Here is an 11,887-nt window from a genome sequence, read left to right as displayed (position 1 = left end):
TGTAGCACCCTGCACCGCCGTTCGTCAGGATGTGGGCATGAGAGACGATGGGGGACGGGCGAACGAGCCCACCAGCTACGGCCTGCGACCCCCGGAGCCCGCTCCGGTACCGCAGCAGACGGCATACGAGCCGAAGCCGTACGAGCCGACGCAGCAGCAACCGGCCGACGGCGCCGGCGACGGCACGGGGCGGCTGCTCGGCGGCCGCTACCGCCTGGTGGGACGGCTCGGGCACGGCGGCATGGGCACGGTCTGGCGGGCCCGCGACGAGGTCGTCGACCGCGACGTCGCGGTCAAGGAACCCCGGGTGCCGGACCACTTGGGCGAGCGCGAGCGGGCCAACGTCTACTTGCGCATGCAGCGCGAGGCCCGCGCAGCCGCCCGCATCGACCACCCCTCGGTGGTCACCGTGCACGATGTCGTCATGGAGGACGGCAAGCCCTGGATCGTCATGGAGCTGGTGCGCGGCCAGTCGCTCGCCGACCGGCTCCAGGAGGGCACCCTCGACGTGCGCGAGGCCGCCAGGATCGGCCTCGCCGTGCTCGGTGCGCTGTCGGCGGCCCACGAGGCGGGCGTCCTGCACCGCGACGTCAAGCCGGACAACGTGCTGCTCGGGCGCGGCGACCGGGTCGTGCTCACCGACTTCGGCATAGCCCAGGTCGAGGGCGAACAGGGCCTGACCGAGACCGGCGCGTTCGTCGGCTCGCCCGAATTCATCGCCCCGGAACGGGTCCTTGGCCAGCGTCCCGGTCCCGAGTCCGACCTGTGGTCACTCGGCGTCGTCCTGTACGCGGCCGTCGAGGGCGTGTCCCCCTACCGCCGCAGCAACACCCCGGCCACCCTCCAGGCGGTGCTCTCCGCCGAACCGCAGGTGCCCGCCCGCGGCTCCGGCGCGTTCGGCACCCTCGTCATGCAGCTCCTGCGCAAGGACCCGGCGGCCAGGCCGAGCACCACCGAGATACGCGCGACGCTGGAACCGGCCGCGAACCCGGCCCCGGCCCCGCTCGCGGCGACCCGGCTGTACGCGGGCGACGGGGCGCCGACGGGCGGGAGCCGCTGGGTTCCGCCGGTGTTCGTCGGCAACCGAGGGGCCCAACTCGGCCTCGGTGGCGTGGTGTTGGTGGTAGTGGGCGCGCTCGTGCTGCTCCTGGTGAATCCGTTCGGCGGCGGCGGGCTGCCCGCGGGCTGGCAGGTGCGGCCCGAGAACGAGGTGCTGCACGCGGACGTCGCGGTCCCCGACGACTACGCGCGCACCCAGGGCACCGAAGGCGACAACGTCACCTACAAGGACCCGAGCGCCGTCTTCCAGATCTACGCAGACCGGCTCGACCCGGCCACCGACAAGGCCCACAACACGCTGCCCGGCGACGCCGGGGCGTGGAAGACGTACTACGAGAAGGGCGGCAGGAACGGCACCGAGTTCACCAACGGCAAGGTGACCACCACCACCGTCAAGCACCAGGGCAAGCAGGCGTACGACATCGTCACCGACTACACCCCGAACTCGGCCTCCTCAGACCCCAACCCGACCCGCTACCGCTACCACGAGCTGCTCGTGCCCGGGAAGGGCACCGCCTACTGGCGGCTGCGGGTGTCCATGCCGGCCGCAGGCAAGGCGGAACAGGACGGCGAGCGGCTGTTCGCTCAGGTCGCGGACGGGCTGAAGATCCACGACCTGTAGAGCAATTCGGGCCCCGGCGGCCGTAAGTCGCTGATCAGCGGTTATGTGGCCAGTGATCGCTGGCGGGGTTACCTGGGGTCCGAAAACCCGTTACCGACGGGTACCGAAAGTGCCCCGCCAGGCATACGCTCGCCCCATGACGGACTCGCAGGCCTCGCCCACGACCACCCTCAAGCCCGCCGGCACCAACCCGGTCGCCCCGGCCCCAGCAGGCGCGCGCACCGCCGCCGATGTGGTCACGAGCCAGCTGGTCGCCCAGCTCACCCGGGGTGTGGCCGGCTCCGGACGGACCGCCAACCACACCCCGTTCACCGGGGAGAAGCTGGCCGACCTGCCCGAGTCCACGCCCGAGGACGTCGCCGAGGCCTTCGCGCGCGCCCGCACGGCGCAGCGCGCCTGGGCCGCGACGCCGGTCCGCGCCCGCGCCTCCGTGCTGCTCCGCTTCCACGACCTGGTGCTCGCCCGCCAGGCCGAGGTGCTCGACCTGATCCAGCTGGAGACCGGCAAGGCCCGCCTCCACGCGCACGAAGAGGTGCAGGCCGTCGCGGTCGCCGCCCGGCACTACGGGCGCAAGGCGCCGGCCTATCTGAAGCCCAAGCGGCACACGGGAGTTGTGCCCACCCTGACCAAGGTCACCGAGCTGCGCCAGCCGCGCGGGGTCGTCGGGCAGATCGCGCCCTGGAACTACCCCCTCGAACTGTCGGTGGGCGACGCGCTGCCCGCGTTCGTCGCCGGCAACGCCGTCGTGATGAAGCCCGACACGGAGACCGCGCTGACCGCCCTGTGGGCGCGCGACCTGCTGATCGAGGCGGGCCTTCCGGCCGAGGTCTTCCAGGTCGTACTGGGGGACGGACCGGTCGTCGGCCCCGAGGTCGTCAAGCACGCCGACTACGTCTCCTTCACCGGCTCGACCCGCACCGGCCGCGAGGTCGCCCAGGGCGCCGCGGCCCGACTGGTCGGCGTCTCCCTGGAGTTGGGCGGCAAGAACGCCATGCTCGTGCTGCACGACGCCGATGTGGAGAAGGCCGCCGCGGGCGCCGTCCGAGCCTGCTTCTCCTCCGCCGGACAGCTCTGCATCTCGATCGAGCGACTGTACGTTCACGAATCGATCGCCGACGCTTTCGTCGATCGATTCGCCGCACGTACGAAGGCGATGCGGCTCGGTCAATCACTCGCGTACGGAGCGGACATGGGCTCGCTCGTCGGCGAGCGCCAGCTGGAGACCGTCACCCGGCACGTCGAGGAGGCCGTCGCCAAGGGCGCCAAGCTCGTCGCGGGCGGCGTCGCCCGCCCCGACATCGGCCCGCTCTTCTACGAGCCCACCATCCTGGACGGCGTCGAGGCCCCCATGGCGGTGTGCACCGAGGAGACCTTCGGCCCGGTCGTCTCGATCTACCGCTTCAAGGACGAGGCCGAGGTCATCGAGCAGGCCAACGGCACGCCGTACGGCCTCAACTCCTCGGTGTGGACGAAGGATTCGCGCCGCGGCCACGAGGTGGCGGCGAAGCTGAGCACCGGCACGGTCAACATCAACGAGGGGTACGCGCCCGCGTACGGCAGCGTCCAGTCGCCGATGGGCGGCATGAAGGACTCCGGCCTCGGCCGCCGGCACGGCTCCGAGGGCATCCTCAAGTACACCGAGGCCCAGACCATCGCCCAGCAGCGCGTCCTCCCGCTTGCCCCGTCCTTCGGCATGGACGACGAGAAGTACGCGGCCTTCATGAGCCGCAGCCTGAAGGCGATGAAGGCCCTGCGCCTGCGCTAGCCCACCGAGACCAGTCCGCCCCTGTGCACGAGGAGAGCCATGTCCCAGGTACCCCCAGCCCAGAAACCGGACGCGGACGGCGGGGACGGCCACGACTACGACTACGACGTCGTCGTGATCGGCTCGGGCTTCGGCGGCTCGGTGACGGCGCTGCGGCTCACCGAGAAGGGCTACCGGGTCGGCGTCCTGGAGGCGGGCCGCCGCTTCACACCGGCCACGCTCCCCAAGAACTCCTGGGACATCAAGAACTACCTGTGGGCGCCGAAGCTCGGCCTGTACGGCATCCAGCGCATCCACCTGCTCGGCAACGTGATGGTGCTCGGCGGCGCCGGGGTCGGCGGCGGCTCCCTCAACTACGCCAACACCCTCTACGTGCCGCCCCAGCAGTTCTTCGACGACCCGCAGTGGAAGGACATCACCGACTGGCGGGACGAGCTGACGCTGTACTACGACCAGGCGCGGCGCATGCTCGGGGTGCGGCTCAACCCGACGATGACGCCGTCCGACGTCCACCTCAAGGCGGCGGCCCAGCGCATGGGTGTCGGCGACACCTTCCACATGGCGCCCGTCGGCGTCTTCTTCGGCGACGGCCAGGACGCCGACGGTACGTCAAAGGCCAAGCCCGGCACCGCAGTTGACGACCCGTACTTCGGCGGGGCCGGTCCGTCCCGCAAGGCGTGCACCGAGTGCGGCGAGTGCATGACGGGCTGCCGGCACGGCGCCAAGAACACCCTCAACGAGAACTACCTCTACCTCGCCGAGAAGGCGGGCGCGGTCGTCCACCCCATGACGACCGTCGTCTCGGTGACCGGCGACTCGCGCGGCGGTCACGCCGTCGCCACCCTGCCGACCGACCGCAAGAACTCCGCGGGCCGGCTCTTCACCGCCCGCCGCGTCGTCATCGCGGCCGGCACCTACGGCACCCAGACCCTGCTGCACCGCATGAAGGCGGGCGGCCAACTCCCCTACATATCAAAGAAGTTGGGCGAGCTGACCCGGACCAACTCCGAGGCGCTCGTCGGTGCGCAGACCACAAGCCGGCGCTACCGCAGGCAGCACGGCGAGCCCAGGGTCGACTTCACGCGGGGCGTCGCGATCACCTCCTCGATCCACCCGGACGAGAACACCCACATCGAGCCCGTGCGCTACGGCAAGGGCTCGAACGCGATGGGCAGCATGTCGATCCTCCAGGTGCCGTACGGGGTCAACCGGGTGCGCAACTGGCTCGGCAACGCGGCGAAGCACCCGCTGCTCCTCGCACGTTCGATCAGCAACCACCGCTGGTCCGAGCGAACGATCATCGGTCTGGTCATGCAGTCACTCGACAATTCGCTCACCACCCATCTCAAGCCGGACGGCGTCGGCAAGGGTCTGCTGACCGCGGAGCAGGGCCACGGCGCGCCCAACCCCAAGCAGATCCGGGCGGCCACCGAGGGGGCGACGGCGATCGCCGCGGAGATCAACGGCTTCGCGGGCTCGAACGTCGGCGAGCTCATGGGCACCCCGCTCACCGCGCACTTCCTGGGCGGCTGCCCGATCGGCGACTCGGCCGAGACCGGCGTGATCGACCCGTACCACCGGCTGTACGGGCACCCGGGCATCTCGGTCGTCGATGGCGCGGCCGTCTCGGCGAACCTCGGGGTGAACCCGTCCCTGACGATCACCGCACAGGCCGAGCGGGCGATGTCGCTCTGGCCGAACAAGGGCGAGGAGGACCCGCGTCCCGCGCAGGGCGCGGCCTACGTCCGGCTCGCCCCCGTCGAGCCGAAGTCCCCGGTGGTCCCGGCGGAGGCGTTCGGCGCCCTGAAGCTGCCGTTCCTGGGTATGCCGACGGTCCCGCCGAAGTCGGACGGATAGCGCCGCACACGGCAAGAGGCGCTGCACCCCCCTCCGAGTGCAGCGCCTCTTGCGTATGCGGAGACCTGGTGGAGCCCCGCCGGCGTGAACAGAACACGGGCGAGGCTGTTGGTTCCGCATGCATGACCTGTGACTCCTGTGAATGGTTGTTCTGCCTTCACGAAATCCTTATGTGATCCACACCACCCCTCCCTGGCGGCAACCATCGCGCGGCTCCGCATGTCGAACCGCTGCCGCGGCGTGTGCCGCACAGGACATGTCAAGAGGGGTCACCAGAAGTGAGCGAGAAGCCGCCGGTCTCGAAGGGGTCGTCGGGCGACGATTCGCTGCCGGACGAGATCTGGGAGCAGTTCGTCCGCGACACCGAGCGGGACATCAGGAAGTCCGCGCCCAAGGAGCCCTCGGCGCGGGCCCGGATGGTGACCGAGCGGCTGCGCAAGGAGCAGGAGGCCGCCGAGGGCCAGGCTCGGGGCCGCAAGGGCAAGAAGCGCCCCGCCGAACCGGAGGGCTGGCGCACCGGGCCCGCCTGGCAGGAGATGAACGGGCGGGCCGGGCGCAGGCGCCGCACGTGGGGCGTGCTCGGCGTCTTCGCCGCCGCGGGCGTCCTCCTCGTCGCGCTGAACCCGTCCCGCGCGCTGTCCCTGGTGACCGGCGGCGACAGCTCCGACAGCTCGGCCACGGCCCAGCTCCCGCCGGAGACCGCGGCGCCCACGGCTGCCCCGTCCTTCTCCGACCCGGACCACCCCACCCTGAAGGAGCCGTTCCGCGGCTCGCCCGCCGTGCAGTACGCGGACGGCGCCGCCGGCATCGAGCTGCCCGACGCCACCGCCCTGGGCGGGCTCTCCAAGGAGCAGGTGGCCGCGGCCCTGACCCGCACCCGCGACCTCCTGATCGACGCCGACCTGAGCCCGGCGACCCTGCGCGGCGAACGCCCCGAGGGCGCCCTCGCGCTCATCGACCCGCTGCAGAAAGACGTCCTCGGCGACTTCACCACCGCCCTGGCCAAGCCGGACAAGGCGCACGACCCGCTGAACTTCTTCAGCCGGTTCGACCCCAAGAAGGTCAGGCTCGTCGGGGACGTGGTCAAGACCCGAGGCCGGATGACGTTCAGCAAGGACGCCCGGAGCGGGGTCGTCGTGCACGCCGACTACACGTTCGTCTACCCGCTGGTGAAGGCGGCGCCGGGCTCGGACGAGGTGGCCCGCACGATCGTGCGCCGGATCCTCGACGTCCAGGTCTCCGACCCGTCCGTCATGCGGTCCACCGCCGGAAAGCTCTGGATCGTCAACTATGACGACGACATCGCCAACTCGCAGTGCTCGCTCTACGACGGCTATCTGCACCCCGAGTTCGCCGACGAGACCCCGTCGGGCCCCTCTCCGAGCGGCTCCCCCGTCGACCCGTACGACCGCAGCAGGCAGCTGAAGCAGGACCGCCCGGAGGGCTGCGGCCTGGTGAGCCGCACGTGATCCTCTCGCTCCCGGCCTCGTCGCGCTGAACCCCATCGAATCGCATCGGCACCTGCTACATCCTCACCCGCTGACCGAACGAAGGCCGACCGGACGAAGGGCCCCGCCGGCCATCACGTACAGCCGATGCGTACGTGATGGTCGGCGGGGCCCTGGGCCGTCAGCACCGACGTCAGGGCAGCGTCGGTGCCGCAGGGCGGCGCCGGGGGGTGCGCCGCTGGTCCGGGTGCGCCAGGGTGGCGACCCGGCGCGTGCGGGGCGCGCGTGGTGTCGGCCAATGGCAACGGTGGTGCGGGGTAAGGGACTTGCTCTTTGCGCCGTACTGGACGGGCCGCGCCCGGCGCGACCGTTTCGACCCGGGATGCGGCCGGTCCCGGGCGTCCCCGGAACCGGCCGCCCCTATGGGGTGACCGGGCTGCTGTCCCCTGCCGTCCGGTCACGCACACTGGAGCGAGGTCCCACGACGCACTTGCAGGTGCGTCACACGCCCCAGCGGAGCCACGCGTGGTTTTTTCGGGCCCGCCCCTGGCTGGCACGGACACCCCACCAACGAAGCCGAGCCGGGGACGGTCACGGCGCCGTACGGGTGAGGAGCGACCGAACTCAGATGCGGCCCCGGCACAGCTCCAGCATCGTCATCGCGAGCGCGGTACCGGGCTTGCCCAGGGCGTCGCGGAACCGGGCCAGGACCTCCATCTCCCGGTTCAGATTGACCCGGCGGCCGCCGGAGGCGATGCGGGACTCCTGGATGACGGCCGAGACGGCCATGCGTTCCTGGACGAGGCCGATGATGTGGTCGTCCAGCGCGTCGATGCGCTCGCGCGCGCCGGTGATCACGGCGGCGGCCTCGTCGGTGCGGGCGCCGGTCTTCTCGGTGACGGACGTGTTCATGGGGGCTCCTCGGAATTCGGTGCGGCGCCCCGGATCGGCAAGGACCGGAAACCACTGAGCGCCCCGGGCCTTGTCGGCCCGGGGCGCTCAGTGGAAGTCGCTTGTCAGTTGCTCAAGCAGCACGACGACCATGGCGTCCGGCGGGCCGGATGCCATAGGTAAAGACGAAGGTCTGGTGCTTGCGCATGGGCCCAGTATGGACCGGCGCCCGGGAGGCGGGCCAATCCGGGTTCGGATGGTGAGACGAACCGGCCACCGCCCGCCCCGGTAGAATCGACAAATACCGACCCCCTCCCACCGCCGGAAGGCCGCCACCCGTGCCAGCAGCACCCTCCGCAGCCGCGCCCGACAGCAACCCGGACGTCGTCCTGGTTGTCGACTTCGGCGCGCAGTACGCCCAGCTCATCGCCCGCCGTGTCCGCGAGGCCCGGGTCTACAGCGAGATCGTCCCGAGCAGCATGCCCGTGGCCGAGATGCTGGCCAAGAACCCCAAGGCGATCATCCTCTCCGGCGGCCCGTCCTCCGTGTACGCCGAGGGGGCCCCGCGCCTGGACCGCGAGATCTTCGAGGCCGGGGTGCCGGTCTTCGGCATGTGCTACGGCTTCCAGCTGATGGCGACCACGCTCGGCGGCACGGTCGACGACAACGGCGCCCGCGAGTACGGCCGCACCCCGCTGACCGTCTCCAAGCTCGGCTCCACCCTCTTCGAGGGCACCCCGGCCGAGCAGTCGGTGTGGATGTCGCACGGCGACGCCTGCTCGGCGGCCCCCGAGGGCTTCACGGTGACGGCCTCCACCGACGTCGTCCCGGTCGCCGCCTTCGAGAACGACGAGAAGAAGCTGTACGGCGTCCAGTACCACCCCGAGGTGCTGCACTCCACGCACGGCCAGCAGATCCTGGAGCACTTCCTCTACCGCGGCGCGGGCATCGAGCCGACCTGGACGACGCACAACGTCGTCGAGGAGCAGGTCGCCCTCATCCGCGAGCAGGTCGGCACCAAGCGCGCGATCTGCGGCCTGTCCGGCGGCGTGGACTCCGCGGTCGCCGCGGCCCTCGTACAGAAGGCCATCGGCTCGCAGCTGACCTGCGTGTACGTCGACCACGGCCTGATGCGCAAGGGCGAGACCGAGCAGGTCGAGAAGGACTTCGTGGCCGCCACCGGCGTCCAGCTGAAGGTCGTCGATGCGCAGGAGCGCTTCCTCACCGCGCTGGCCGGGGTCTCCGACCCGGAGACCAAGCGGAAGATCATCGGCCGCGAGTTCATCCGCGTCTTCGAGCAGGCGCAGCTGGAGATCCTCCAGGAGGACGGCCCCGAGGTCGCCTTCCTCGTCCAGGGCACGCTGTACCCGGACGTCGTGGAGTCCGGCGGCGGCACCGGCACCGCGAACATCAAGTCGCACCACAACGTGGGCGGCCTGCCCGACGACATCGAGTTCGAGCTCGTCGAGCCGCTGCGCAAGCTGTTCAAGGACGAGGTCCGCATGGTCGGCCAGGAGCTCGGCCTGCCGGACGAGATCGTCCAGCGCCAGCCGTTCCCCGGCCCCGGCCTCGGTATCCGCATCGTCGGCGAGGTCACCAAGGACCGCCTCGACCTGCTGCGCGAGGCCGACGCGATCGCCCGCGAGGAGCTGACCGCGGCCGGCCTCGACCGCGAGATCTGGCAGTGCCCGGTGGTCCTGCTCGCGGACGTCCGCAGCGTCGGTGTCCAGGGCGACGGCCGCACCTACGGCCACCCGATCGTGCTGCGCCCGGTCTCCTCCGAGGACGCCATGACGGCGGACTGGACGCGGATGCCGTACGACGTGCTCGCGAAGATCTCCACCCGCATCACCAACGAGGTCGCCGACGTCAACCGCGTCGTCCTCGACGTGACGAGCAAGCCCCCGGGCACCATCGAGTGGGAGTAGCCCCCACGGCTGTACGGACGGCGTCGCCCCTCGCGGGGGCGGCGCCGTCGTCGTTGTGGGCGGACTCCCGCACGACTCTGTTCACCTGCGGTAACGCGAGGTAGCTTCCGGCCATGACTGAGATGCCCGAGCCGATACCGGTGGACCAGCTGCGGTTCGATCTGCCGCCCGTGCACGAAAGCCCCGCCGAGGAGCGGCAGCACCGCAAGGAGCGGCTCGCGGGCGCGCTGAGACTCTTCGGCCGGTTCGGGTACGAGGAAGGCGTGTCGGGCCATGTCACCGCGCGGGACCCGGAGTTGGCGGACTGCTACTGGGTGAACCCGTTCGGGGTGCCGTTCGCGCACGTCACGGCGGGCGAGCTGGCCCTGGTCAACGGGGACGGGCAGGTCGTCCAGGGCGGCCACCACGTCAACCAGGCCGCGTTCACCGTGCACGCCGAGGTGCACCGGGCCCGCCCCGACGCGGTCGCCGTCGTCCACACGCACTCGACGTACGGGCGGGCGCTCGCGGCCCTGGGCGAGTTCGTCGAGCCGTACACGCAGGAAGCCTGTGCCTTTTTCGAGGATCACGCCGTGTACGACGCATACACCGGGGTGGTCGTGGACGCCGAGGAGGGCCGGCGGATCGCGGCGGCGCTCGCCTCGTACAAGGCGGTCGTCCTGCGCAACCACGGGCTGCTCACCGTGGGGGACTCGGTGGACGCGGCGGCCTGGTGGTTCATCTCGATGGAGCGCTGCGCGCGGGTGCAGCTCGCGGCACGGGCGGCCGGCAAGCCCGTACTCATCGACCGGCGGGACGCGGTGGCGACCCGGGATCAGCTCGGCAGTGATCTCGTGGCGTGGATCAACTACCAGCCGCTGTGGCGGCAGGTCAGTCGCGCGGAGCCCGAACTCCTGTCGTAGTACGTCAATTTGATGGTGCGTCAATCACCCGCCCGGCCAGGCGGTGCCGACCGCCGGGCGGTTTTGGTGCGCGACAATTCCCTCACGGTTCAAGGGGTTTGGCGCACGGACGGAGTTCCCGGTGGCAGTGCAGGAGGCTCGGCAATGCGGCGGTGACTGCGCGCACGGTGCGCGGGACGGGCACCGCCGTGCGGTGGCGGCGTTCCTCGCCAAGCGGGACGGGCTCGCCGCGGGCGAGGGGTTGCCCGCGGCCCTCGCCCACTCCGCCGTGGCGTCCCGCCAGTGGGTCTCGGACGAGCTGACCCAGTCCGCGCGGGTGGTCGCCGAACGCGGCCGGGAGGCGGGCCGCACCTGGCCCGAACGGGTCTGGCGCGGCACGCTGGCGACGGTGTGGGGCGGGGTCTTCACCCTCTCCCTCGCCGAGGCGGCCACCGCCATCGGTGCGGGCTGGACGGCGGCCCGCACCGCCGGGCTCCTCTCCGCGCTGACGGCTGCCACCCTGCTGACGGCGACGGCGTACTTCCACCGCTCGCGCGGCGGCCTCCTGGCGCCCGTGCTCGGCGAGGACAACCGGCTCTCCACCTCGCGGGCGGTCGCGGCGGCCTGGGTCCTGTTCGCGGCCTTCGCGGCGCTGCTCCTCGCGCTGCGGCTGGCCGCGGCGGCCGACCCGGCCGCGCGCGAGACGGTCTTACGCGGTCTCGAACTGGCCCGCTGCGGCGCCCTGTTGACGGTCGTGTTCTGTGTGTCATTGATCGCGGTGGTGGTCCGCCGGGTCGTGACGGTACGCATCCACGGGCAGCGGTTGCAGAAGGTGCGGGCCGACCGGCCGCGCGGGGCCGACCTGCTCGCCGACGACGCGGGGCGGGGCAGTTTCGCGGACGCGCAGTACGTGGTGGTGACGCTGGTCGGGGTGCTGTTCGCGGCGGTACGCCTCGCCCGCCGCCCGGACCGGCTCCCGGACCTGCCATGGGGTCTTGCGGTCCTGGTGCTGATCTCCGCGGTGACGTACTTCGCGGGGAAGTACGCGGAGGGGGGCCGTCCGGTGGTGCTCTCCGTCGTACGGGCCCGGGAGGCGGGGGACCTGGACGCGCCGATCCGCACCGGGGAGGACATCGAGATCCGCGGGGCGGGGTTCGTGCCGCCGGGCGCGGGCACGCCGGACCGGCTGGCCCGCATGGTGGTCCGCATCGGCGCGGTCCACGTCCACGTCCCCCTGATCCCCGTCCCGGGCGGCTTCGCGAACCCGACGGACGGGGTGCTGACGGTGCCGGTGCCGGTGGACGTGGAGGCCGGGCGGGTGGAGGTCCGAGTGGTGACGGCGGCGGGGGTGGAGACGAACGGGGTGCACGTGGAGGTGGCCGAGTAGGGGGTCCGCCCACCCGCCCACCCGTTGCCCCGCGTTGAAACCCCGAGCC

8 protein-coding genes are annotated in these 11,887 nt (G+C 71.6%); 7 read left to right on the top strand and 1 reads right to left on the bottom strand.

The window, feature by feature from the left end; genetic code table 11:
- The first annotated feature begins 37 nt into the window (after positions 1–37).
- From ADK54_RS37755 to ADK54_RS37740, 4 genes are all read left to right on the top strand, one after another.
- Positions 38–1,681, top strand: a complete 1,644-nt coding sequence (locus ADK54_RS37755) for a serine/threonine-protein kinase (RefSeq protein ID WP_053730349.1) — start codon at positions 38–40, stop codon at positions 1,679–1,681.
- Positions 1,682–1,817: 136 nt separating this feature from the next.
- Positions 1,818–3,446, top strand: a complete 1,629-nt coding sequence (locus ADK54_RS37750) for a succinic semialdehyde dehydrogenase (RefSeq protein WP_053730348.1) — start codon at positions 1,818–1,820, stop codon at positions 3,444–3,446.
- A 39-nt stretch (positions 3,447–3,485) separates the two neighbouring features.
- Entirely contained in the window at positions 3,486–5,303 is a 1,818-nt protein-coding gene (locus ADK54_RS37745) for a GMC oxidoreductase (RefSeq protein ID WP_053730347.1), read from the top strand.
- Positions 5,304–5,581: 278 nt separating this feature from the next.
- On the top strand, positions 5,582–6,772 hold the full coding sequence (locus ADK54_RS37740; protein WP_053730346.1) for a hypothetical protein: 1,191 nt from the start codon (positions 5,582–5,584) through the stop codon (positions 6,770–6,772).
- 603 nt (positions 6,773–7,375) lie between these two features.
- Here ADK54_RS37740 and ADK54_RS37735 read toward each other — a convergent pair.
- Positions 7,376–7,663 carry a chorismate mutase gene (locus tag ADK54_RS37735; protein WP_053730345.1) on the bottom strand — a complete coding sequence of 96 codons (288 nt, stop codon included), beginning with the start codon at positions 7,661–7,663 and terminating at the stop codon, positions 7,376–7,378.
- A 317-nt stretch (positions 7,664–7,980) separates the two neighbouring features.
- On the opposite strand from ADK54_RS37735, the gene guaA reads away from it, so the two are divergent.
- The 3 genes from guaA (at position 7,981) to ADK54_RS37720 (ending at position 11,838) form a co-directional block, all read left to right on the top strand.
- Positions 7,981–9,570, top strand: a complete 1,590-nt coding sequence (gene guaA / locus ADK54_RS37730) for a glutamine-hydrolyzing GMP synthase (protein ID WP_053730344.1) — start codon at positions 7,981–7,983, stop codon at positions 9,568–9,570.
- Between the two features lie 113 nt (positions 9,571–9,683).
- Positions 9,684–10,472 (top strand): class II aldolase/adducin family protein, encoded by a 789-nt coding sequence (locus ADK54_RS37725; protein WP_053730343.1) that lies wholly within the window; start codon positions 9,684–9,686, stop codon positions 10,470–10,472.
- 121 nt (positions 10,473–10,593) lie between these two features.
- Complete coding sequence (locus tag ADK54_RS37720; protein WP_078966949.1) at positions 10,594–11,838, top strand: hypothetical protein; 1,245 nt, start codon at positions 10,594–10,596, stop codon at positions 11,836–11,838.
- Positions 11,839–11,887: the final 49 nt, after the last annotated feature.

The sequence above is a fragment of the Streptomyces sp. WM6378 genome (genome assembly GCF_001279695.1).
GTDB lineage: Bacteria > Actinomycetota > Actinomycetes > Streptomycetales > Streptomycetaceae > Streptomyces.
This window is presented reverse-complemented; position numbering and strand designations above follow the sequence as displayed.

Coding starts and splice junctions, on each gene's coding strand:
- ADK54_RS37755 (WP_053730349.1), top strand. CDS start 38: ATGAGAGACGATGGGGGACGGGCGAACGAGCCCACCAGCTACGGCCTG.
- ADK54_RS37750 (WP_053730348.1), top strand. CDS start 1,818: ATGACGGACTCGCAGGCCTCGCCCACGACCACCCTCAAGCCCGCCGGC.
- ADK54_RS37745 (WP_053730347.1), top strand. CDS start 3,486: ATGTCCCAGGTACCCCCAGCCCAGAAACCGGACGCGGACGGCGGGGAC.
- ADK54_RS37735 (WP_053730345.1), bottom strand. CDS start 7,663: ATGAACACGTCCGTCACCGAGAAGACCGGCGCCCGCACCGACGAGGCC.
- ADK54_RS37725 (WP_053730343.1), top strand. CDS start 9,684: ATGACTGAGATGCCCGAGCCGATACCGGTGGACCAGCTGCGGTTCGAT.